The sequence below is a fragment of the Vibrio sp. R12-SW3-ISO1 genome, from assembly GCF_059834005.1.
Genome location: NZ_JCBDGK010000056.1, coordinates 12,445 through 33,221, shown reverse-complemented (window position 1 = coordinate 33,221; position 20,777 = coordinate 12,445). Strand labels below are relative to the sequence as shown.

Annotated in this window: 24 protein-coding genes; 7 read left to right on the top strand and 17 right to left on the bottom strand. The window is 50.6% G+C overall.

What is annotated here, in order from left to right; genetic code table 11:
- Window positions 1-99: 99 nt before the first annotated feature.
- The 3 genes from ftsX to ftsY are packed head-to-tail and all read right to left on the bottom strand — an operon-like array spanning window position 100 to window position 2,950.
- Complete coding sequence (ftsX, locus tag AC6R0R_RS18700) at window positions 100-1,068, bottom strand: permease-like cell division protein FtsX (protein ID WP_500627814.1); 969 nt, start codon at window positions 1,066-1,068, stop codon at window positions 100-102.
- On the bottom strand, window positions 1,055-1,732 hold the full coding sequence (gene ftsE, locus AC6R0R_RS18695; protein WP_334555592.1) for a cell division ATP-binding protein FtsE: 678 nt from the start codon (window positions 1,730-1,732) through the stop codon (window positions 1,055-1,057). The genes ftsX and ftsE overlap by 14 nt, the downstream gene beginning before the upstream one ends.
- Window positions 1,733-1,762: 30 nt before the next feature.
- Window positions 1,763-2,950: a signal recognition particle-docking protein FtsY gene (ftsY, locus tag AC6R0R_RS18690; RefSeq protein ID WP_500627813.1), complete on the bottom strand. Its 1,188-nt coding sequence runs from the start codon at window positions 2,948-2,950 to the stop codon at window positions 1,763-1,765.
- Between the two features lie 207 nt (window positions 2,951-3,157).
- On the opposite strand from ftsY, the gene rsmD reads away from it, so the two are divergent.
- Together rsmD and AC6R0R_RS18680 are read left to right on the top strand one after the other, a co-directional pair.
- A complete protein-coding gene (rsmD, locus tag AC6R0R_RS18685) occupies window positions 3,158-3,763 on the top strand; it encodes a 16S rRNA (guanine(966)-N(2))-methyltransferase RsmD (protein ID WP_500627812.1) in 606 nt (201 codons plus the stop codon).
- A 27-nt stretch (window positions 3,764-3,790) separates the two neighbouring features.
- On the top strand, window positions 3,791-4,063 hold the full coding sequence (locus tag AC6R0R_RS18680; protein WP_500627811.1) for a DUF1145 domain-containing protein: 273 nt from the start codon (window positions 3,791-3,793) through the stop codon (window positions 4,061-4,063).
- Between the two features lie 92 nt (window positions 4,064-4,155).
- Here the strand turns inward: AC6R0R_RS18680 and AC6R0R_RS18675 are convergent, their stop codons facing one another.
- The 3 genes from AC6R0R_RS18675 to AC6R0R_RS18665 all read right to left on the bottom strand — a co-directional run bounded on the left by AC6R0R_RS18675 (window position 4,156) and on the right by AC6R0R_RS18665 (window position 6,764).
- On the bottom strand, window positions 4,156-4,740 hold the full coding sequence (locus AC6R0R_RS18675; protein ID WP_334555596.1) for a YhgN family NAAT transporter: 585 nt from the start codon (window positions 4,738-4,740) through the stop codon (window positions 4,156-4,158).
- Window positions 4,741-4,833: 93 nt separating this feature from the next.
- Window positions 4,834-5,457 carry a lysoplasmalogenase gene (locus AC6R0R_RS18670; protein ID WP_500627810.1) on the bottom strand — a complete coding sequence of 208 codons (624 nt, stop codon included), beginning with the start codon at window positions 5,455-5,457 and terminating at the stop codon, window positions 4,834-4,836.
- A 938-nt stretch (window positions 5,458-6,395) separates the two neighbouring features.
- Window positions 6,396-6,764, bottom strand: a complete 369-nt coding sequence (locus tag AC6R0R_RS18665) for a DUF4145 domain-containing protein (protein WP_487902836.1) — start codon at window positions 6,762-6,764, stop codon at window positions 6,396-6,398.
- A gap of 260 nt (window positions 6,765-7,024) precedes the next feature.
- Between AC6R0R_RS18665 and AC6R0R_RS18660 the strand changes: the two genes are divergently transcribed.
- Window positions 7,025-7,354, top strand: coding sequence for a DUF2500 domain-containing protein (locus AC6R0R_RS18660; RefSeq protein WP_500627809.1), 330 nt, complete (start codon window positions 7,025-7,027; stop codon window positions 7,352-7,354).
- On the opposite strand, the gene AC6R0R_RS18655 is transcribed toward AC6R0R_RS18660, so the two are convergent.
- The 7 genes from AC6R0R_RS18655 to rhtB form a co-directional block, all read right to left on the bottom strand.
- Window positions 7,351-8,364, bottom strand: coding sequence for an acyltransferase (locus AC6R0R_RS18655; protein ID WP_500627808.1), 1,014 nt, complete (start codon window positions 8,362-8,364; stop codon window positions 7,351-7,353). The genes AC6R0R_RS18660 and AC6R0R_RS18655 overlap by 4 nt on opposite strands.
- Window positions 8,365-8,463: 99 nt before the next feature.
- Entirely contained in the window at window positions 8,464-9,684 is a 1,221-nt protein-coding gene (gene arsJ / locus AC6R0R_RS18650) for an organoarsenical effux MFS transporter ArsJ (protein ID WP_500627807.1), read from the bottom strand.
- A 64-nt stretch (window positions 9,685-9,748) separates the two neighbouring features.
- Complete coding sequence (locus AC6R0R_RS18645; protein ID WP_487902833.1) at window positions 9,749-10,237, bottom strand: cyclin-dependent kinase inhibitor 3 family protein; 489 nt, start codon at window positions 10,235-10,237, stop codon at window positions 9,749-9,751.
- Window positions 10,238-10,249: 12 nt separating this feature from the next.
- Window positions 10,250-11,251 (bottom strand): ArsJ-associated glyceraldehyde-3-phosphate dehydrogenase, encoded by a 1,002-nt coding sequence (locus AC6R0R_RS18640; RefSeq protein ID WP_500627806.1) that lies wholly within the window; start codon window positions 11,249-11,251, stop codon window positions 10,250-10,252.
- A gap of 49 nt (window positions 11,252-11,300) precedes the next feature.
- On the bottom strand, window positions 11,301-11,642 hold the full coding sequence (locus tag AC6R0R_RS18635) for a metalloregulator ArsR/SmtB family transcription factor (RefSeq protein ID WP_487902831.1): 342 nt from the start codon (window positions 11,640-11,642) through the stop codon (window positions 11,301-11,303).
- Between the two features lie 136 nt (window positions 11,643-11,778).
- Window positions 11,779-13,005: an EAL and HDOD domain-containing protein gene (locus tag AC6R0R_RS18630; protein WP_500627805.1), complete on the bottom strand. Its 1,227-nt coding sequence runs from the start codon at window positions 13,003-13,005 to the stop codon at window positions 11,779-11,781.
- Window positions 13,006-13,028: 23 nt separating this feature from the next.
- A complete protein-coding gene (gene rhtB / locus AC6R0R_RS18625; RefSeq protein WP_334555606.1) occupies window positions 13,029-13,646 on the bottom strand; it encodes a homoserine/homoserine lactone efflux protein in 618 nt (205 codons plus the stop codon).
- 79 nt (window positions 13,647-13,725) lie between these two features.
- Between rhtB and AC6R0R_RS18620 the strand changes: the two genes are divergently transcribed.
- Together AC6R0R_RS18620 and AC6R0R_RS18615 are read left to right on the top strand one after the other, a co-directional pair.
- On the top strand, window positions 13,726-14,736 hold the full coding sequence (locus AC6R0R_RS18620) for an alpha/beta fold hydrolase (protein ID WP_500627804.1): 1,011 nt from the start codon (window positions 13,726-13,728) through the stop codon (window positions 14,734-14,736).
- A 182-nt stretch (window positions 14,737-14,918) separates the two neighbouring features.
- Window positions 14,919-15,746 carry a Cof-type HAD-IIB family hydrolase gene (locus tag AC6R0R_RS18615; RefSeq protein ID WP_500627803.1) on the top strand — a complete coding sequence of 276 codons (828 nt, stop codon included), beginning with the start codon at window positions 14,919-14,921 and terminating at the stop codon, window positions 15,744-15,746.
- Here the strand turns inward: AC6R0R_RS18615 and AC6R0R_RS18610 are convergent.
- Window positions 15,743-16,216, bottom strand: a complete 474-nt coding sequence (locus AC6R0R_RS18610) for an EVE domain-containing protein (RefSeq protein WP_334555609.1) — start codon at window positions 16,214-16,216, stop codon at window positions 15,743-15,745. The genes AC6R0R_RS18615 and AC6R0R_RS18610 overlap by 4 nt on opposite strands.
- A 38-nt stretch (window positions 16,217-16,254) precedes the next feature.
- On the opposite strand from AC6R0R_RS18610, the gene AC6R0R_RS18605 reads away from it, so the two are divergent.
- Complete coding sequence (locus AC6R0R_RS18605) at window positions 16,255-17,808, top strand: COG3650 family protein (RefSeq protein WP_500627802.1); 1,554 nt, start codon at window positions 16,255-16,257, stop codon at window positions 17,806-17,808.
- Window positions 17,805-18,404: a tRNA-uridine aminocarboxypropyltransferase gene (locus AC6R0R_RS18600; RefSeq protein WP_500627801.1), complete on the top strand. Its 600-nt coding sequence runs from the start codon at window positions 17,805-17,807 to the stop codon at window positions 18,402-18,404. Before AC6R0R_RS18605 ends, AC6R0R_RS18600 begins: the two co-directional genes overlap by 4 nt.
- 20 nt (window positions 18,405-18,424) lie before the next feature.
- On the opposite strand, the gene yigB is transcribed toward AC6R0R_RS18600, so the two are convergent.
- The 3 genes from yigB to AC6R0R_RS18585 are packed head-to-tail and all read right to left on the bottom strand — an operon-like array spanning window position 18,425 to window position 20,770.
- The gene (gene yigB, locus AC6R0R_RS18595; RefSeq protein ID WP_500627800.1) at window positions 18,425-19,144 is read right to left on the bottom strand and encodes a 5-amino-6-(5-phospho-D-ribitylamino)uracil phosphatase YigB; all 720 of its coding nucleotides are present in this window, start codon (window positions 19,142-19,144) and stop codon (window positions 18,425-18,427) included.
- Window positions 19,141-20,088, bottom strand: a complete 948-nt coding sequence (gene xerC / locus AC6R0R_RS18590) for a tyrosine recombinase XerC (RefSeq protein WP_500627799.1) — start codon at window positions 20,086-20,088, stop codon at window positions 19,141-19,143. Before xerC ends, yigB begins: the two co-directional genes overlap by 4 nt.
- A complete protein-coding gene (locus AC6R0R_RS18585) occupies window positions 20,060-20,770 on the bottom strand; it encodes a DUF484 family protein (RefSeq protein WP_500627798.1) in 711 nt (236 codons plus the stop codon). The genes xerC and AC6R0R_RS18585 overlap by 29 nt, the downstream gene beginning before the upstream one ends.
- Window positions 20,771-20,777: the final 7 nt, after the last annotated feature.

Genomic DNA, 20,777 nt, shown 5'->3' with positions numbered 1-20,777 from the left:
GTTTCAAGCTGGGATTTGCCATTATGCATAAAGCACGCTCAGGCACAATAGAAAGTACACGCTACCGTATACTTTTTTCATTATTATGACCACGCCCTGTTAAACAGGTTCAATTTCTTTTAAATGGCGCCGCGCCGACACTTTCGCTGCCAAGCAGCCTAGAAAGATGCCAAGCATGATCAGTAAGAGCGACTCATCCCAACTGAGCCCGATAAGACGAAAACGGCTGTCATAAAGCAGCGCTAATTGCTCTACGCTGTGGTTAAGTACGATAGTAATGATGGCCGTCAGTATCCATGCGCTCAAGGCGCCGAGTAAACCAAACCACATCCCCGAGTAGAGATAAGGGCGCAAAATAAAGCTGTCTGTCGCACCAATCAACTTCATGGTTTGGATCTCTTCTTTATTTGCCAACACATTGAAACGCAGCGTGTTGCCAACAATCAAAAACACGGAGCAGAGCATCAGTACAGACAGCGTAATGATGATCCCGGTGACCAGTGTCTTAATCGCATCGAGCTTTGTCAGCCAATCTTCGTCCAAACGCACATCGGCGATGTCTTCTTGCTCTGCAACCTCAGCCGCAAGGCGTTTGATCATCGCTTGGTCGTCACTGCTTGGGGTAATAATAAGCACGCCCGGCAGCGCGTAGTTATCGAGCAATGAGATTGCCTGTTCAAAGCCAGAGTACTGGCTAAAGTCTTCTAGGCCTTGTTGCGGCGAGATGTAATCGACTTTGGCGACTTCAGTTCGGCTCTCTAACTGATCTTTCAGCACCATCACCTTCGGCTCTGGCGTCTGCTGCTTAATGTAAGCACTCACTTGCGAAGGGCTGGTCACGTCACTAGAGGCTGCGGCAATGTTTTTACCGAGCAAATAGAGCGCGGAGGGCATGGCGAGCGCCATGGAGATCACCGCTAGGGTCAAAAAGTTTGCCAGTGGTCGAAACCAGAGCGCCGCAAACGCTAACCGCGCCTGCTTAAAGTGCACCGACAAAAAGCCATCACGCTGGACTCGATTCTGGCTCGCGCGGCCTTGCTTTGTCTTCACTCGCTTATTCGCGGCCATAATCTTCGACCTCACTCAAAAAACCTTGATTCAGTTCCAAATGGCGATATTGCGGCCGAGTGTTGACCAACCCGATGTCGTGAGTGGCAAGCAATATGGTGACGCCTGCACGATTGAACTCTTCAAAAAGTCGCACCACTCGGTTGGAGAGATCAGGGTCGAGGTTGCCGGTCGGCTCATCCGCCAGTAATAACGTCGGACGATTGACCACGGCTCGAGCGATCCCGACGCGCTGCTGCTCACCACCAGAGAGTTGACTCGGCAGGCACTTGGCTTTATCCAGTAATCCCGTTTTGTCTAAGGCCGCCGAGACGCGGCGCTTAATTTCGTTTTCCGAGATGGATTCAATACGCATCGGCAAGGCCACATTGTCGAAGACACTGCGATCCATCAATAAACGATGATCTTGAAACACAATGCCAATGTTGCGGCGTAAAAATGGAATGTCTTTGCTTGGAATTCGAGTGATGTCATGCTCATTGAAACTGATTTTTCCATCCGTTGGACGTTCAATGGCACAAATCAATTTTAACAGTGTGCTTTTCCCTGCACCGGAGTGGCCACCTAAAAAGGCCATCTCCCCTCGGCGCAAATGAAAGTCTACTTTTTGCAGCGCTTGACGACCGCCTCGGTACGCCTTACTCACTTGCTGAAATTTTATCACCCGAACGTCCTCTCACAGGTCTCAGTCAGCTTAATCTTCGCGGCTAAACAGTGCGTTGATAAATTCTTGTGTTTCAAATGGGCGCAAATCGTCAATGCCTTCCCCGACACCGATGTAACGAATCGGGATTTGGAACTGATCCGCAAGCGCAAAAATAACGCCACCTTTGGCCGTGCCATCCAACTTAGTCAGCGTGATGCCGGTTAATGGCGCCACATCGCTAAATAGCTTGGCTTGGCTGATCGCGTTTTGCCCAGTACCGGCATCTAGGGTGAGCATAATTTCATGCGGCGCTGAATCATCGATTTTCTTCATGACACGCACAATTTTGCGCAGCTCTTCCATCAAGTTGGCTTTGTTTTGCAAGCGACCTGCGGTGTCGGCAATGACGACATCCACGCCTTTCGCTTTGGCAGATTCAATCGCATCATAGATGACCGAGGCGCTGTCTGCGCCGGTGTGCTGCGCGACGACGGGCACGCTATTGCGCTCACCCCATACTTGCAGCTGCTCCACGGCTGCGGCGCGGAAGGTATCCCCAGCGGCCAGCATGACACTCTTGCCTTGTGCTTGGAATTGCTTGGCCAATTTGCCGATCGTCGTGGTTTTACCAACGCCATTCACGCCGACCATCAAAATCACGTACGGCGTTTTACTGCTGTCCACCACCAATGGCTGCTCGACTTTGGCCAAGATATCCGCCATTTCGTCTTTAAGGAGATCGTACAACGCTTCGCCATCTTTTAATTGCTGACGAGTGGCTTTTTCTGTCAATGAATCAATGATTTTGACTGTGGTATCCATGCCGACATCAGCAATCAAGAGCTGCTCTTCAAGCTCTTCAAATAGCTCGTCATCAATCTGCTTACCTTTGAACAAACCAAAAAAGCCTGCACCTATGTTGGCTTTGGTGCGTGCAAGGCTGCGCTTTAAACGTGCGAAAAAGCTCTCGGTCGGTTTCTCTTGTTCAACCACACGAGGGGCCACCACCTCAGGTGTAGCGTCAACCTCAGGGGCGACATCAACCTCACTGGCTGGCTCATTGGCTGACTCACGAGGCTCTGGCGACACCTCGGCATCAGGCTGTGTCTCTTGGGCGGGCGACTCGACAGGCTGCGCTTCTTGTTGTTGTGCTGATTCACGGCTCTCGGCTTGTGTCTGCTCTTCGTCACCAAAACCTAACCAAGAGAGTAAACCGCGCTTCTTTTTTTCCGACATCTGGAGCATTCCTAGATAGTAACTATTAACTTCGCGTGCATTACAGGCTGCATACCCTGTATAAATGCACGCTAACGACCGAGTGACGCTTTCCCTGCATTCAGATGATGCGTTACACTCTGTCCTTACTGAAAATTGGGCTATATTACCGCGCTCATTGCTTGAGCGACTGGATATAGTATCACTTTATTAGCGGTCAAAAAATCTATGGTAAGACGTCGCCAGCAAAACACATCACAAAATAAGCCATCCACAGGCTTTGTTCGCATCATTGGCGGTATTTGGCGCGGGCGAAAGCTGCCTGTCCACGATGCCCAAGGGTTGCGCCCCACCACCGATCGCGTTAAGGAAACCTTGTTTAACTGGATCGCCCGCGACGTGCCAAGAGCCAAATGTCTGGATCTGTTCGCAGGCTCTGGCAGCTTAGGGTTTGAGGCGGCTTCTCGTCAGGCGGATGAGGTGACACTGATTGAACTCAACCCTACCGCTTTCAAGCAGCTGAAAGCGAACGCTGAAGCGCTAAAGGCTGACACACTCAAAGTGCACAACGGCGACAGCTTGGCGTACCTTCGCCAACCCGGCACACCGCACCATGTTGTTTTCATCGATCCGCCGTTTCGCCAAGGTTTATTGAATGAGGTGGTGACCCTGCTTGAACAAAACGGTTGGTTGGCCGACGATGCGATGATCTATATTGAAACAGAGAAAGAGTTGGCGCTCGATTGCATTCCGGCCCATTGGCACCTGCACCGCGAAAAGGTGGCCGGTCAAGTGTGTTACCGTCTGTATGAGCGACAGCACACCGAGAACTAACAAGCAGAGAACAAAAGGACGAGATCGATGCCTCTATTTATTCTGGCCGGAAAAGCCCTATTTAGCCTAGTGTGGTTGGTGCTGGTGTGGAACCTCATCGCCCCCTTCCCAGGCAACACCGCTTATGCCCTGTACGCGATGTTTGCCTTTATGCTGATCATGCACGGGATCCAATCTGCGATTTTTATTCGCGCGTTCGCTAAGCCCTACAACCTGAGCGCTTGGGAGAAGTGGTCTTTTCTCTTTTTTGGCGTGTTTGCCTTACTACATATTCGTCAAAAATACATGCAAAACCCCTGATAGCGTTTTCAGATATCATCTTCTTTAACGACACACGCCGCCCAATGGGCGGCGTGTGTCGTTACAGCGAAGTCGTCTTAATGTTGCGCGAGTTACCCCAGATAGCCTTTAACACCATCTAAGAACATCTGAGTTGAAATCATGATCAGCAACAGCCCCATCAGGCGTTCAACGGCTTTCAAACCGCGCTCACCCAAAATTCGGTGGAAGAAGTTATAGAACATCAAGATAAAGAAGGTCGCGCCCCAAGCGAGCATCACCGCTCCCGACAGTTGCAGTAGTTTGTCAGGGTGTTGACTAGAGAGCAGCAAAATCGCCGCGATCACCGATGGGCCCGCAATCATAGGGATGGCCATCGGGACAATAAACGGCTCTTCCCCTGCCGCCAAGCCAGTAATGCTACCCGCACTAGGGAAGATCATCTTGATTGCGATGATAAAGAGGATAATACCGCCGGAGATACTCAAGGTTTCAGGCTGCACGTGAAGGAAGTTCATGATGCCCTTACCGGCAAACAGGAACAGCAGCAAAATCGCTAACGCGAACAGCAATTCACGAATCAGGACGCGACGACGACGTTTCGGCTCTAAGTGCTTAAGAATCGACAATACAATCGGCAAATTGCCCAGCGGATCCATGATCAAAAACAGCATGGTCGCGGCAGATAAAATGTCCATGACTCACCTCCAAATAAAAAGTCGGCGAAGTATAACAATGTCGCGATCAAATTGGCAGTAAAGCGGTAACCTCAATGTTACAGCCCGTTGACGCTAGAGGATCATCGCCGAAGTAATCAGAGAGTGAGCCAAAATATAGCTGCCCGAAATCAGGTAACGCCCCCCTTTCACTGGATGACGATAATCATGCAGGGCAAGCAGAGCCGCGGAGACCGTCAGCACAAGTGTCCCAACAAAACCCAGCGCTGAGGAGAGCGAGTGCTGAGACAACCACACTTCACCCGCCGCCCAGTTGAGCTGCAATAACACGCTGCCCATGACAACAACCGGGAAAATCAGTTGGTCCAATTTCGGTAACAAAAGGAAGAAGGAAACAATCCCGATAGCAAGCAGCATGGCCGGTAACCACCACACCATCTCTCCCGAGAGCTGTAACCAAAATGATGTGCTATAGCAAAGTTGGGCGACAATAAACGCAGAAAAACACCATTTGGGCCACCTGCCGAGCAAATAGAGGCTATCTGCCGCGACGGAAACCAGAAGGCCCAACGTAATCCATCCAGCAATGACCGGCGCAGCGCCGCCATCACTCCATAATAAGACGACCAACATCAACAACGACATTGTTTTAAACAATGCCGCTTGTCTAGGGTTATTGCTTTCATCGGCAGAGATACTAATAAAGCTCGATAATGCGACCGACAGCCAGCTCCACATGTGTTCACCTCTTTTAAACTGAGGTGCCAGTGTAGGCAGGGGATAGCGGATGTCCAGATCGCGCCATCAAAACTTCGATCTTGATTAGGCTTCTCAACGATTTTCTCTGCGAGGCGCTCAAGCTTAACGCAACCAAGCAATGCCAAACGCCAGCTTGTAGGAATAATCTGAAAAACAGACGAACTCAGCCCCTATTGAGTGATGTAACAATGAAACGATCATTTCCAAGCAAAAACCCAGAGAACAGATAAGAGAAACAGAAACAAATCCAACTATATTAATAACTTAAACGAAAATTTTTGAGTACAAAAAACCGTCTTTACAAATTATCTCTTTTCTAGACTGTGCACTGCCACCCTTCACCCTCTCATTCACGACAAAAAATGATAATCATAACGACAAAACTACGACTTTAACCAAAATAATTCCACCAGCCAAAAATAAGCCCCATAAAAAACAAAAACCAGAAAAACAGAACGAATACATGAGAACAAAAACATTATAATACAATAACTTAAAATGAAAAATCACACACAAGAACAAATAAAAGCCAACACAAAAAACAAACATTCACCGGATAAAAAAAGGCAAAAATCGGCAGTTTTAACAGAAAATTAACGGCACTTTTTCTCTATAGGGATAAAATAGCTTGATAACCCCCCAAAACTATTGCTATTCTAAAAGTCATAGAGTTAAGCATCACTATTAAGGAGCAGTGTTATGATTACTTCTTCACAAAAACAAGGACTTGTAATGATCGCGGTTGTTGTTGGCCTAATGACACTGCCGATGTTGTACTAGTCTGAATTGTAAAAAACAAAAAAGGGACGCCGTAGCGTCCCTTTTTTGTTTTTGCCTGTTTTACCACCTATCTATGGCGACCTTATCGACACCTGCGCTGTTTATCCGCAAATCACAAAACATCGATTAATGGCCTTTTAACCAAGGTGCTTAGTTAAAACATCCCAATGTGCATAATAGAAGAACAGCGCCGCTAAGGTCGCCATGGTCATCAGCACAATCGCCGTTCGCCAAATAAACCGACTGCTTCGCGGGATCAGTTCTTTTTCACACTCATCACACGTGTTGAGAAAACTCGCTGGGTCTTCAAGCTGGTAATCGTATTCGTGTACCACTTTGTTCCGAATCGTCGCGATATAACGCAGCTTGCCAATCACATCATGAGGTAAACGCTCTTCGCAACTTGTAACGAGCTGATGCAAGCCTTTCCCCTCTGCGTGATATTGTGTCCGAAGGAGCTTCTCGATTTTACGAGTTCTCGTAATGACACTCTCAATATCAGACATAATTTCCCTCCGTCTCCGTTAGTTTAGGGAGAATTCAATCAATGCGCTATCCAGTTTTGGCAAATTTTTCACAGTTTCGAGTAAATTTGTGTAAAGGAATCAACAAGTAACTAACATGAACGGACACGGCATCACCGCCTGTGATATCGCTCGAGAAATGTGAGAAATCCACTGAAACGTCACTAAGATATGTGGGCTGGATCTGACATCCCCGCCTGAAGCGGATTACACTAACGCGGTACTTTTGAGGAGCCCGTTGTATGCCTATTACTCTGTTTGTCGCAATTGTGCTGTTTGTGCTGATCAGCGGCGCACTGTTTGTTCGCTTTTATCGCCAACACATGCAAGGCGAAGGCTCGCAGGAGCAGAGCGCACAGGTCACGATACTCGATAAACAGAGTGTGCCTCTCGAGCATGCCGCCCCCGGCGAAGATGATTTGGAATACTGGATTTATGTGCAAAAAGGTCGGCTTGGGCCTAAGCGAGAATTTCAAGTCGGCGTCCACTACTACCATGCGCTAAACCCAGGGGACAAAGGCACCCTGACCTATCAGGGCGACACCTTTCTTCACTTCGCACGCCAGCGTTAGGGGAGTAGCCAGCGCGTTTTACTCGATAGAGAAAGACAATGACTCATGAGCAGTGCGCCCGCGCCGCTAAGCAATATCCACAATGGGATCACCCAGGCAGGATGGCCTTGATACCAACCGTACTCTTTCATTGGCCACAAAAAAATAGGATGCAACAAGTAGATCCCCAAACTGTACTTGCTCACCACGCCTACCCCTTTGGCCACCTGCGGCGATAAGCGTTCTCCCAGCCCTCGACACAACATGAACACCATACTGGCAGCCAACACCACATTGAGGGTTTTATAGGAGAGCCAGCGACCGACCGTGTATTCGCCCGACGCAACACTGTACGTCACCACCATGTGCACCGTCACCCACAAGGCCACACCACCAAGCAACATGCTCACCACTAACAGGGTCCGGTTGAGCGGTACTCTTTGATAGAGCAAGTAGCCAAGAGGTAAGTACCCACTATAGAGCCAAAGCTCGTGGCTCCATGGCCCATCAATTCGAAATAGATATAAGGTCGTGGTAAGCAGCCAGATGGCGACATACGCCCACAACGCGCCATCGCCATACTGCTTCACCACATACTGAAAAACAGGAATGACAAAATAGAGCGGGATAAAGTAATAGAAGAAGCCAAGGTGATAGTAGGTTTCATGCTGGGCGCTACCTAACAAGACCGCTTTGACCGTCTGCGCATCAAAACCTTGCGCGCTCCACCCTGAAAGATAGGCATAAAAAATCGACCATACGACAAACGGAATCAGCACCTTACCCAAACGGCGCTGAACGTAATAGCGCAAATCAAACGGGCGAGTATCGCTCAGCATCAAGGCGCCACTGATCAAAATGAACACAGGAACGGCCCAACGCGTCACCCCGTTGACTGCCACCGCTGTCCACCATTGCTCAAAAGGGATAACGCCCAATTCGTGCCGGTAAGGGGCGAGCACATGAATGGCAATCACAGCGACAGCCGCAACACAGCGAAGCAAATCAAAAAAGAGGACTCGTTGGCGCATAGGATGGATCTCTTGTCTGGGATCTCTCGACTATAACAAGAAAAGCGCTGACAAAAGGGAAAACTTCGTCAGCGCTTTGTGAAGACTCCTACCAAGCGATTAAGCAATGGCGGGCTGTTTCACTTTCGGTAGTTTCAAAGAGATCAGCGTCGTCAGAGCCAAAAACGCAAACGACACCCACAAGCAGGCCGCCAAGCCCGCCACCTGAAATACCCAGCCAGAAAGAATGGTGCCGATCAAACGCCCCATCGCATTGGCCATATAGTAGAAGCCCACATCCAGTGAGACACCATCGCCCTTGGCATAACTGACAATCAGGTAAGAGTGCAGTGACGAGTTGACCGCGAATATCGCGCCAAACACCATTAAGCCACCAACAATCACCCATTCCGGTTGCCAACCGATCTGCACGGCATAGGCGATAGCCGCCGTCACGATGGCTAATGCCCCGGCCCAGACTAACGCCGCATGACCATCAGGCACGCGGCCCTGCGCTTTGCCGGTAATCTTCGGCGCCAAGCCTTGCACTATGCCGTAAGCGATGGTCCAGGCAGCGAGAAATCCCCCTACCCACAAATGCTGCCAACCAAAAACAGAACCTAGGTAGATAGGTAAGGCGACCACAAACCACACATCACGAGCGCCAAACAAGAATAGGCGCGCTGCTGAGAGGATGTTGATGGACTCTGATTTAGAGAAAATCTGCGTAAACTTGGGTTTGTTTTTGGCTTTGCCCATACCACTGTCTAAGCTCAGCACACTGCCAATAAAGACCAAGCTCAGCACGCCTGCCATCAGCAATACTGCGGACTTAAAGCCCACCAGCGAGAGCAGTAAACCACCGATAAAAAAGCCCGCCCCTTTAAGGGCATTTTTGGAGCCGGTTAAAATCGCGACCCATTTATACAGCGCACCTTGCTGCTCATCCGGCACTAACGTTTTGATCGAACTTTTCGCGCTCATCTTGTTCAGATCTTTAGCAATACCCGATAACGCCTGCGCCGCCATCCCCCAAGGGATGGTCAGCCAAACGTTCGGCACCGCCAACATTAATAACGCGCCGATTTGCAGCGCCAGCCCTAGATTCATGGTCTTGTTGAGGCCCAAACGCGCACCGAGCCAGCCGCCGACCAAGTTGGTGACGACGCCAAAGAACTCGTAAAACAAGAACAGTGAGGCAATTTCGAGCGTGCTGTAGCCCAGATCATGAAAGTAAAGCACCACCAACATACGCAGTGCGCCATCGGTGATGGTGAAATTCCAGTAATTAAACGTGACCAACATGTATTGGCGGACGCTTTTGCTCAGGTTAGCGAACATAATTCACCTATCGCGATGTTTGAGCGCTTTTGAGTTGCCATATTCCAAAAGCGCTCTTCGGTTGTTAGCCAGCTACGGATTGAATGTAATCCACTTGCACAGGCTTAGTGAATGCGCCCGGGCGCAGCGCCTGCACTTCTTTAATGATGGTCTCTAGTGGCCAGTTTTTTTCCAGCAACAGATGGGCAGCGAATAGACCGGTACGACCCGAACCGCCCATGCAGTGCATCGCTACTTTGCCGCCATTATCGACAATACGGTGCAGCGTTGGGCTGGCGAGTTGCCACTTAGCCGCAAATTCACTGCCAGGGGCGCAGTCGTCTTCTATTTCAATTTGAAACCACTGCATACCGAGCGCTTGGGTTTTTTCGCCCAACGCCGCGACATCTTTACTGGCTAATTCCGCATCGTCGAGCGCAGTGACGATCGCTTCAACACCTTGTGCTTTGAGCTGTTCAAGCGAGGCATCAAGGTCTGCGTCTTTTGTACCTGGACACGGCGTCAGCACCAACGCACCTTGTTCTAAATCCAGTTGCCATGTTGGGTGTGTCATGATCAATCCTCCTTATGCCAAACCGACTTTGCGTACCAACTCAGCAGTGCGAGTGGCGTAACCCATTTCATTGTCATACCAAGCGTAGATTTTGACCATGCGGCCACCAACGACCATAGTCGAGAGCGCATCTACGATGGTTGAGCGTTGGTCACCCTTGTAGTCGATTGACACCAGTGGACGCTCTTCAAAACCTAAAATGCCTTGTAATTCACCTTGTGACGCTTCTTTAAGTAGCGCATTCACTTCTTCCGCGGTGGTCTCTCGGCTGACATCGAAAATAATGTCAGTGAGCGAGGCGTTAGCCAGCGGCACACGTACGGCGTGACCGTTAATCTTGCCTTCTAACTCTGGGAATATTTCGACGATCGCTTTCGCCGAGCCGGTAGTGGTTGGGATTAGGCTCATCCCACACGCGCGCGCGCGGCGTAAATCTTTATGCGGCGCATCCAAGATGGTTTGCGTGTTGGTCAAATCATGAATGGTCGTGAACGAAGATTGCTCAATACCCAGTTTTTCATGAATGACTTTCACCACGGGGGCAATACAGTTGGTGGTACATGACGCTGCCGTCACAATCTGATGGACCTCAGGATCGAAAATATGATCGTTTACGCCCACCACGATGTTCGCCACCCCCTCTTCTTTGACAGGTGCAGAGACCACAACACGCTTCACGCCTTGCGCAAGGTATTGGTTCAAAAATGACGTTTTGCGATGCACGCCCGTTGATTCAATCACGACATCACATCCTGACCAGTCAACGGCATCGATGTCGCGCGATTGAGTGGTCTTGATACGCTGACCATTGATGATCATGCTATCGCCCTCAACGCCCACTTCATGATGCCAACGGCCTTGCACGGAATCGAACTCTAGCAAGTGCGCTAACGTCGCGGTATCACCCGCCACATCATTGATTTGAACAAACTCCAGCTCATCCCAATCAAACGCAGCGCGCAGCGCCAAACGGCCGATACGACCAAATCCGTTAATCCCTACTTTAATTGTCATGTTGCACTCTCTCTCAATTGGCAATCTGTTTCATCATTCATTTAGACCGCTACACGCAGCACACAGGGCGAGCCTGAATCGCGTGTAACCTTTGTTGATCTTGTTGGTACTGCGTCTTTAAGCAGTTTGAAGCCACCAGATCATCGATCAGTTTGTTCATCCATCCCGGCAAATCGGCGGCCAGTCGATAAAAGACCCACTGGCCCTGACGTACATCGACCAAAATGCCATTTGAGCGTAGCAACGCAAGATGACGAGAAATTTTCGGTTGGCTCTCTTGCAGCGCCTCGGTTAACTCACCGACACACAAACACTCTTCGCGCACGATCAGCATTAAGCAACGAACACGAGTCTCGTCCGACAGCAACTTGAAGAATTGGTGAGGTAACATTGTCTACATTCTCATATATGGATATGCGAATATATTTATCTATCAGGAGAGGAAGATCAAGAGGGAGAGTGGCGATGTCATAAAAGTTTCAAACAAGGTCGCGCGCTGTCAATGGACGCGCCTGACATTAGGCGCTTTACACTAGACGGTTAACGTCTTGGCTCCAGCGCTGCGCTTCGTTGATACGCGGCATGACGTCATCCACGCTGAGGTTGAGTTTTCTACACACTTGCTGCATACCGTGCCAGTCGCAGCGTTCGTAGCACTCTTCCAGCAGCAATAAGTCACCGTAAGGGCCTTGGCGCTCCAATAGGGCCAATTTAATCGCACGATTGAGTGGCAACTGCCCCACCAGATCCTCAAGCGGTAAGTCAAGCAGCGCATCCAAAACTGAGAATAAACCAATTAAGAAGGCTTGATCGCGATAAGGCTGGAACGGGTTGTCATACGACATCAGTAAGCAGAATTGTGCGCGCTGCAACGACAAGTTATACAGCTCTGCGGGTTTGTTGGTCGAAATGTATGACGCCACCGCCAACGAGACAAAGACACGCAGCTTATCCTCACCGAGGTAAACCAAGGCTTGGCGAAATGAAGAGATGGTGACCGAAAGCCGCTCCGACATGGTATTGACGAACCGCAGCAATTGATAAGACAACGCGATGTCTTTCGCGACGATCGCTTCGACCTTGTCAAAATCAACACGAGGCTGGCACACCTCTTTGAGCAGCTCCATTGCAATCAAGTGCTCCGGTGTGACGTATTTCTGCCGGGAGAGAATCGGCTTACTGAAAAAGTAGCCTTGAAACAAGCTAAAACCTGCCGAGCGCGCGGCGACGTATTCCGCCTCTGTCTCTACTTTTTCTGCTAAATATTGCCGTTTAATACCACGATTTTTTTGTTCTTTGACGATTTGACACGCCGCCTCCAAACCCAATGCCAACACATCCAACTTGATGATCTGCACATACGGCAAAAAGCGTTTCCACTGTGGGGTATAAACAAAATCATCCAGTGCGATCACATACCCTTGGCGGCTAAGATCTTTAATGGCATCAAACAGCTCATCGGTTGGCTCGCAGGTTTCCAGCACTTCGACCACAATCTGCTCTTTGGGCAGCGATTCGGGCAAACGGCGGATGAGACTCTGGTAAGGGAAATTGATAAAGCAGCGCGACTTCGCAAGCGACGGGTTGGTGCCGAGCGAGAGGAAGTTCTCCACAATCAAGCGATAAGTCGCTCGATTGGAGTTAATGTGCGCCGGATACGCGTTGTTTTCTCCATCACGAAACAACAACTCGTAACCGACGGTTTGTCTTTTAGCGTTAAAAATTGGCTGGCGGGCCACATACGTGTCACGCATGACTACGACCTAACGGGTGTCCATTATGCTTTGGCAGTGGCCAATAATGCCCCACAACCGACAAACATGGAACCAAACAGCTTATTGATTTTACTCATAACATGACCGGAACGAATAAATTTTCCCATTTGAGCTGCCAAACTGGTGTATCCCAGCATCACGACAGAATCGATCACTACTGTCGTCGCCCCCAACACCAACAGCTGAGTCAGCTGATCGCCCTTAGGATCGATAAACTGAGGAAACAAAGCGACCAAAAACACGATAGATTTAGGATTGGTGAGATTAATCAAAGTGGCATTGCGAAGCAGCTGACCACTGGTCAGTGCCGCGCTGACCTCGGCAGTGGCAAGCGTTGATTTGTCGCGCCATTTTTGAATGCCTAGCCACACCAGATACACCACACCAACCCATTTGATGATGCTAAACGCCAGAGCAGACTGAGCGACAATCGCACCAATGCCCGCCCCGACTAAGGTGATATGGATGGCGAGGCCAAGCTGCAAGCCCGCAATGGCCGCAAGTGACTTACGCGTGCCATAGCTAAGACCATTACTGATCGAGTTCACTGTGCCTGAGCCAGGGGCTAAGCTAAACACAATCGCCGTCAGCACATAAGCCAACCATAAGTGCATATCCATTTTGTTTTCCTCTCGACTAACGTGCGTTTGCCCAACATAATTGAGTTTCTACTTTGGTGCAGCAATAGGTCTCCATACCATGAATCCTTCTCCTTCACCCATCAGACCTCGTTATACTCAAGAGACAAATTTTGAGCAAGCGATCCATGCCGATATTGCGCAATTATGGCAGAGCCGCCAAGAAGGCTACCTGGCCATGCGCGATAAAAAGAAGCTCTATTGGGCCGCATTGACGTCAGAGCATCACAACAAAGCCGTGGTGGTGGTGAATGGTCGCATTGAGTGCGCAATCAAATACCAAGAGCTGTTTTACGATCTCTATCAGCAAGGCTTTGATGTTTACTCTTACGATCACCGCGGGCAGGGGTTGTCAGACCGGTTAATCGATGACACTGAGATGGGCTTCGTGCAGGAGTTTAACGACTACGTCCTTGATTTGGATAGAATGGTGACGCACTTTAACTTAGAGCGTTATAACGAGCGCTTTATTCTCGGCCACTCAATGGGTGGCAATGTGGTGACACGTTACTTACAGACCCAAGGTATTGAGAACAAAGAGGCCTTTTTCCACGCCGCCGCGCTGAGCGCGCCGATGTTTGGCGTCAATATTGCGCCCTACCTCAAGCCTTTCGCGCCTATGATTGGCCAGTTCCTCACCGCCGTCTACCCCACTCCTAGATTTGCCCCCGGCCAAGTGGCGTATTATCCCAAACCGTTTGAGGGCAATTTTCTCAGCCAAAGTGAGGCGCGCTACCAGTGGTTTCGTAATCTCTACGATGAGATGCCACAACTGAGAATTGGCGGCGCCAGCACCCGCTGGGTCTGGCAGAGTTTAATGGCGTGCAAACAGTGTTTGTTGATGACCCGCCACCTGAAAACTCCGCTGCTGATTTTGCAGGCGGGTGACGATCAGATTGTCGCCAACGACGCGCAAACTCAGCTCGCTCGTAAACTCATCAAAACCAACCCTCGCAGCAAACTGGTGACCATTGACGGAGCGCGCCATGAACTGCTGTTTGAACGCGACGAATACCGCAACCGCACCCTAGATGAGATTTTGGCCTTCTTTGACCAATATGGCAGCGTGTAAGCTCGCAATGCACTCTCTCAGAAACAGGTCAATGGGCAGTGTGAAAACAGGAAAAGGGCAACAGAGAAAATTACCCTCTTTTTCTTGCCATGCATGACGTAGAATAAGCACTCTTGCCCATTGGCCAACAACATGTTGGCCCTCCTATATGGCACACGGCAACCAATCATTAAGAGGGTGATATGACCGACACACGTACCGACACGCCTTTTCGCATTGTCGCTTCTGATCTCGATGGCACGCTACTGGCACCCAACCACCAGCTGAGCGCGTTCTCCAAACAAACATTGAAGGACCTACACGCCAAAGGTTACACCTTTATCTTCGCCACCGGACGCCACCATGTTGATGTCGCGGGTATTCGTGAAATTGCTGGCATCCCAGCGTACATGATCACCTCAAATGGCGCGCGTGTTCACGATCAGCATGATCAGTTGATGTACAGCAAAAATATTCCCAGTGATCAGGTGCAAGCCGTGATCGATGTGATCAAGCAAGATCCCAACCTCTTTATCCACATGTACCGCAATGAAGAGTGGTTGCTTGATCGCGATGACGAAGAGTTGGCCAAATTCCACAGTGAATCCGGCTTTGGTTATCAACGTTTTAGCGCCAATGCCGCGCCAACCGAGGGTATTGCCAAGATTTTTTGTACCCACCCAGAGAAAGATCATGACCGTTTGGTGGAATTTGAAACCCAACTTCGCGCCAAATTTGGCGATAGCCTAAGTATTGCTTTCTCCACCCCTTGGTGTCTGGAAGTGATGGCAGCAGACGTATCAAAAGGCGAAGCGCTGAAAGTGGTGGCCGAGTCACTTAACCTGACACTCGACAACTGCATCGCATTTGGTGATGGTATGAACGATGTGGAAATGTTGTCGATGGCAGGCAAGGGACTGGTCATGGCGACCTCTCACCAGAAAGTGAAAAATGCGCTGCCCAATAACGAAGTGATCGGCAGCAACGCAGACGATGCCGTCGCGCATTACTTGCACGACCACCTGTTTTAAGCGCTCCCGTCAGCCCGAGACTCTCGGGCTAAAATAGCCTGCCATTGAGATTCCGTGACCGGCATGATCGACAAGCGATTGCCCTTTTTCACTAGGGGCATCGCTTCCAGCTCAGGCATGGCTTTCATCGTCGCAAGCGAAATTAAGCGATCGGTTTTACGCACAAATTCAATATCGACCATAAACCAGCGCGGGTTGTCTGGGCTCGATTTCGCATCAAAATAGGCGCTTTGTGGGTCATGGGCAAAGTGATCGGGGTACGCTTCTTTGACGACCTTCGCAATCCCCGCGACGCCGACTTTCTTGCACGAGCTGTGGTAAATCATCACCAAATCGCCCAGCTTCACCTCATCACGCATCATATTTCGCGCTTGATAATTGCGAACACCTTCCCAACACGACACCTTTTGTGTGCGAAGAGTGTCAATAGAGAAGGTGTCTGGTTCAGTTTTAAATAACCAATATGCCATAATAAAATCCATTACGTTTACGCTAAGGAAGATATAGCATGAAGGCGCTTCGAAACCCAGTCGCTCTGTCCATCATATTGTTGTTACAAGCGTGCAGTTCTCAGCCATCACCCAGCAGTGTACAACCTTCGCATGTAGCGCTCGATAGCGAAACGCCCACGCCTACCCAAACCTTCATGCTACGCGGTGAAGTGGTGCTCGGCCACGAAGTACGCAGCCTCACCCCTTGCGGCAGCAATCAGCAGTACTGGCTGGATCTCTCCAATGACCGATTTGCCCAAGGCATGAAACTGGTGCGCTCACCGTACAGCCCTTTGTATGGTGAAATCGTCGGTCACCTAGAGCCCACAGGGCAACAAGGGTTTGCGGCCAATTACGCCGCCAAGTTTGTGGTTGAGAGCATTAACCTTCTCAGCGCTGAAAATCCTAAACGCTGTCAACAAGCGCTAAAACCGACCCGGGCGTTTGGTAATGAGCCGTCTTGGTCTGCCCATTTTGAGTCAGACCAATTGGTCTTTCAGCGTATGGGGTTTGAAGCGCAGTCCTTCACCGTCGAGCGCAAGCGTCTTGAACAAACCCGTCGCCGTTACAGTTGGCAAGATGGCTCACTCGAACTCAATCAACGCAGTTGCGTCGATGGCATGAGTGACAGCCTGTATGGTTGGACCTCCACCCTAACGATCGGTGATAAGCAGTATCAAGGCTGCGCCACGCTTGCTAACCAAGACAACACCCAACACTGGGTCGATGACTATCACGCGGCCTCGACCAAAGCACAGCACTTCACCGTGACCATGGCACTCAACCCTGACCATACCGCCATGACGACCTACGCCTATAACAATGGCGATGGCGATTCGGTGGAACACGGCTTTTGGCAGCAGATTAATCCTGATCAGGTGCAAGTGGTGATGACTCATCTTCAGCAGCAACCGTTACTCTCAGAGCGTATCTTTACTCGTGATGGTCATCAGTTGAATGCGAAGAAAGAGCGCGTTGGCGACGTGATTTATGCCATTAATGATGGCGGGCTAACGTTATACAAAGCCAAGGTGGCCTTGACGCAAACAGGCGCGCAGTCCGCTGCGGCGGCCTCTAGCCTCACCCGCCTACCGCAAGGCGATGACATTCCTTCTTCAGCCAAGTTTGATGCAGAGGTCGATAAAGCACTTCGCGACTATTTCGCCATGCACAATACCGATCCAAACGGGACAAAATACCGCTGGCTGACCTATGATCTCAATGGTGATGGTCAACCGGAACTTCTGGCACAACTGGACTGGTGTGGCTCTGGCGGCTGTACAGTGCTGATTTTTGAACAGCACCAACAAGCGTGGCGATTCAACAGTAAAATCACCTTAGTGCAAACCCCATTTAACCTCGGCACTCAAGTCCATGGTCAATGGCAAGATTTGGTGATGTTCGTCAGTGGCGGCGGCGCCGTGCCTAATCAACACGTGTTGCGTCACAATGGCATCAGCTACCCGATTAACCCCAGCGTTGAGCCTGTCGCCAATTACGATGAGCTCAGCCCAGTGCAGCTTTTCTCCGATGGGGTCACGCCGCATCAAGAAGGGCTAATACTAAAATGAGTAGCACCCCTTGCCCGCGATGTAAACTGCGACATCAATGTGTGTGCGTTCGTCAACCACACGTTGAATTGAACGCCCACATTGCCCTGCTGACGCACCCAAACGAGCAGCAGCGCGATACCAATACCGGAGGGCTGCTCAGTCACACTCTGTCAACGTGTAGCGTGCATACGTGGCAACGAACCTCGCCTTGCGACACCTTGCTAACCCTGATGCAAAACCCACGCTATCGGCCGTTTTTGCTTTACCCAGGTGAGCAAAGCCTAACGCCTCAGCAAGCGAGCGCCGACGCTGATACGCACGGTGCAACGCCACTGTTTATTGTGCTGGATGGCACGTGGCAAGAAGCGCGCAAAATGCTCAATAAGAGTGCGTGGCTCGCTTCACTGCCTTGTGTGCAGCTCTCGCCTCAAGCCGCTTCTCTCTACGACTTGCGACGCAATCAATCGGAAGGGCACCTGTGCACCTATGAGGTGGGCGCTGAGATCGTGCACGCGTTAGGCGCCCCCCAAGAGGCAACGCGCATGAGAGAGTTTTTCAGCTACTACTTAGCAGCCTTTCAAGCGGATAAAAGTGGCCATGCATTGAGCACTTGAGCACTGAAACAACAGTGACACTAATCGGTCAGTAACAGCAAATCCGACAATTGGTTAATTTCTACATCAGGCAGCACCCGCGCATGTCGAGCCTGTCTTGGGCGGATAGCGGTATCATTAAACCAGCACGCTTGAAAACCACTGGCTTTTGCCCCTTGCACATCGGTATTGAGATGATCGCCGACATGAAGAATGCTACCGGCATCCAGCGCCAGATGCTGCGCCGCTTTGCGAAACATTTCGCCATGCGGTTTTGCGTAGCCATCCGGCCCCGCTTTGAGCGTCAGGGTGAAATACGCCGATAAACCGATTCGTTCGACATCAACGTTACCATTGGTGATGGCCACCAGCGGCATCTGCGCTGCTAGCCGAGTTAACACACGATGGGTCTCTTCTGGCACACTAAAGTCACTACGCAGTCTCAGCACTTCCTCAATCGCGCTCGAAGCAGCGCTGTGCGCTTGTTGCTCGTCATAACCTAGTCTCACCAAGCCACTCTCTATCTGTTGAAAGCGCCACTTGGTGACATCATTAGGCAACCAAGGATCGCGCTCGGCCAAGCGTCGCTTGTGGCTCTGCCACCAGCTCAGTGGCACCGTCGCGCTGACGGGGTGGTGATGGTGTAGCCACTCGACCATACGCGCTTCTAAGGTACGAATGATCGGCCAATTGTCATACAGGGTGTCATCAAGATCGAACGTCATCGCCTTGATGGGTTTGAGATGGCGATAAAATTTCACTCATCCTCCTCTTTTTTCGGCCTGCCCTTTTTTCGCGCTCTTGGGTGCGCTTGGTCATAGACCTGCGCCAAGTGCTGAAAATCGAGGTGCGTATAGATTTGGGTGGTGGAAATGTTTTCGTGTCCCAAGAGCTCCTGCACGGCACGCAAATTGTTGCTCGACTCCAGCACATGCGTCGCAAACGAGTGACGCAATTTATGCGGACTGACATGACTGGCAATGGCCTGCTTCTGCCCCCACTCCGCCATGCGTTTTTGTACGCTGCGATGAGAAATTCGACCACCCAGCTTAGAGACAAATAACCCAGGCTCATCGGGATGCGCTAAATCTCCGCGCACTTTGAGCCATTTCGCCACCCAATCGGCAGCCATGCCCGAAAACGGCACTTTCCGCTCTTTGTCTCCCTTACCGACGACACGAATTTCACCGTCCGAAAGACCCACGTCTTTGACATTCACGGCGATCATTTCAGCCAAACGTAAGCCAGCACCATACATCAGCTCCATCATGGCGCGATCGCGTATCGCCAACGGATCATCTTCATTGACTTCAAGCAGCTGCCCCACTTCATCGACATCAAGGTTCTTAGGCAGTGGCCGCTGTTTGCGCGGCGCAGAGACGCCTTTGGCTGGATTCGCCGCAAGATCACCTCTCAGCACTAAAAAGTCAAAAAAGCTACGCAAGCAGGAAAGACGTGTCGCAATACTGCTTCCTTTCATCCCTTCACGCATTGCTTTACCGGCCACCTGTCTAACCCAGCCCGCATCCACTTGGGTCCACTTTTTTATACCCAAACCCGCTAGGTGCGCAGCCATGGTTTCCAGTTGCTGTTTGTAGTTGCGTTGAGTATGCAAACTCAGCCCTTTTTCACTTCTTAAATAATCGTAGAAGCGTAGTAAGGGCTGCTGCAAACCATTAGGCAGAGGTGGTGGAGCGTCGCTCATTATCTTGCGCCTGCCAAGGCAGGGTATCAATCAGGTGAGAAAGGACGAGCGCCAGATGGCGCAAAAAGAGAGTATCCATGTGTGGCTGAAAATGGCCACCGTCGGAGCTGGAAAAGGCCAAGATACCTTGGAGCGAGGTCTTATTCAGTGGCATCACCACGTAAGATCCCATTTCCGGCGCTGGGCTGTGCGGCCCAAACAAAAGTTCACGATCGCACGAACGCATACGGCCAAGGTAGGCACTCTTGCCATTCAGGTGGTTGGTGACAAAACGTTGATAGCTCTCTTTGCTCAGGCGATACTTATCTTGTCCGCCCTGCACACCCACCAAGCGAATATATGCCACTAAGCCCAGAGAGATCGCCATGTCTTCGATCGATTTGAGCACCGAGCTCAAACTATCGCTGCGCAGAATACGCTCTTGCAGCTCCATAAATTCATGGAAGGTGCGATCGTTATTTTTCGCCAGCGACATCAACGTCGTGATCTCTTCTTCAAGCTCTTCAATACGCTGACGTTGGCGGTTCAACTGAACATGGACGAGAGAGACTGCGCCTTGCTCTTGGTGAGGCAAAGCCAATCTGTCCACCAGCGCTTGACGCTGGGCGAAAAAATCCGGGTTGTCACTGAGGTACTCGGCAACCACTTCCGCGGTCAGTGCGTCCGCTTCAATTTGAGACACAATTCAT

What these genes read in the sequence shown, in the direction of transcription:
- ftsX (WP_500627814.1), bottom strand. Translation starts at nt 1,068, where the DNA reads ATGGCCGCGAATAAGCGAGTGAAGACAAAGCAAGGCCGCGCGAGCCAG.
- ftsY (WP_500627813.1), bottom strand. Translation starts at nt 2,950, where the DNA reads ATGTCGGAAAAAAAGAAGCGCGGTTTACTCTCTTGGTTAGGTTTTGGT.
- rsmD (WP_500627812.1), top strand. Translation starts at nt 3,158, where the DNA reads ATGGTAAGACGTCGCCAGCAAAACACATCACAAAATAAGCCATCCACA.
- AC6R0R_RS18680 (WP_500627811.1), top strand. Translation starts at nt 3,791, where the DNA reads ATGCCTCTATTTATTCTGGCCGGAAAAGCCCTATTTAGCCTAGTGTGG.
- AC6R0R_RS18675 (WP_334555596.1), bottom strand. Translation starts at nt 4,740, where the DNA reads ATGGACATTTTATCTGCCGCGACCATGCTGTTTTTGATCATGGATCCG.
- AC6R0R_RS18670 (WP_500627810.1), bottom strand. Translation starts at nt 5,457, where the DNA reads ATGTGGAGCTGGCTGTCGGTCGCATTATCGAGCTTTATTAGTATCTCT.
- AC6R0R_RS18665 (WP_487902836.1), bottom strand. Translation starts at nt 6,764, where the DNA reads ATGTCTGATATTGAGAGTGTCATTACGAGAACTCGTAAAATCGAGAAG.
- AC6R0R_RS18660 (WP_500627809.1), top strand. Translation starts at nt 7,025, where the DNA reads ATGCCTATTACTCTGTTTGTCGCAATTGTGCTGTTTGTGCTGATCAGC.
- AC6R0R_RS18655 (WP_500627808.1), bottom strand. Translation starts at nt 8,364, where the DNA reads ATGCGCCAACGAGTCCTCTTTTTTGATTTGCTTCGCTGTGTTGCGGCT.
- arsJ (WP_500627807.1), bottom strand. Translation starts at nt 9,684, where the DNA reads ATGTTCGCTAACCTGAGCAAAAGCGTCCGCCAATACATGTTGGTCACG.
- AC6R0R_RS18645 (WP_487902833.1), bottom strand. Translation starts at nt 10,237, where the DNA reads ATGACACACCCAACATGGCAACTGGATTTAGAACAAGGTGCGTTGGTG.
- AC6R0R_RS18640 (WP_500627806.1), bottom strand. Translation starts at nt 11,251, where the DNA reads ATGACAATTAAAGTAGGGATTAACGGATTTGGTCGTATCGGCCGTTTG.
- AC6R0R_RS18635 (WP_487902831.1), bottom strand. Translation starts at nt 11,642, where the DNA reads ATGTTACCTCACCAATTCTTCAAGTTGCTGTCGGACGAGACTCGTGTT.
- AC6R0R_RS18630 (WP_500627805.1), bottom strand. Translation starts at nt 13,005, where the DNA reads ATGCGTGACACGTATGTGGCCCGCCAGCCAATTTTTAACGCTAAAAGA.
- rhtB (WP_334555606.1), bottom strand. Translation starts at nt 13,646, where the DNA reads ATGGATATGCACTTATGGTTGGCTTATGTGCTGACGGCGATTGTGTTT.
- AC6R0R_RS18620 (WP_500627804.1), top strand. Translation starts at nt 13,726, where the DNA reads ATGAATCCTTCTCCTTCACCCATCAGACCTCGTTATACTCAAGAGACA.
- AC6R0R_RS18615 (WP_500627803.1), top strand. Translation starts at nt 14,919, where the DNA reads ATGACCGACACACGTACCGACACGCCTTTTCGCATTGTCGCTTCTGAT.
- AC6R0R_RS18610 (WP_334555609.1), bottom strand. Translation starts at nt 16,216, where the DNA reads ATGGCATATTGGTTATTTAAAACTGAACCAGACACCTTCTCTATTGAC.
- AC6R0R_RS18605 (WP_500627802.1), top strand. Translation starts at nt 16,255, where the DNA reads ATGAAGGCGCTTCGAAACCCAGTCGCTCTGTCCATCATATTGTTGTTA.
- AC6R0R_RS18600 (WP_500627801.1), top strand. Translation starts at nt 17,805, where the DNA reads ATGAGTAGCACCCCTTGCCCGCGATGTAAACTGCGACATCAATGTGTG.
- xerC (WP_500627799.1), bottom strand. Translation starts at nt 20,088, where the DNA reads ATGAGCGACGCTCCACCACCTCTGCCTAATGGTTTGCAGCAGCCCTTA.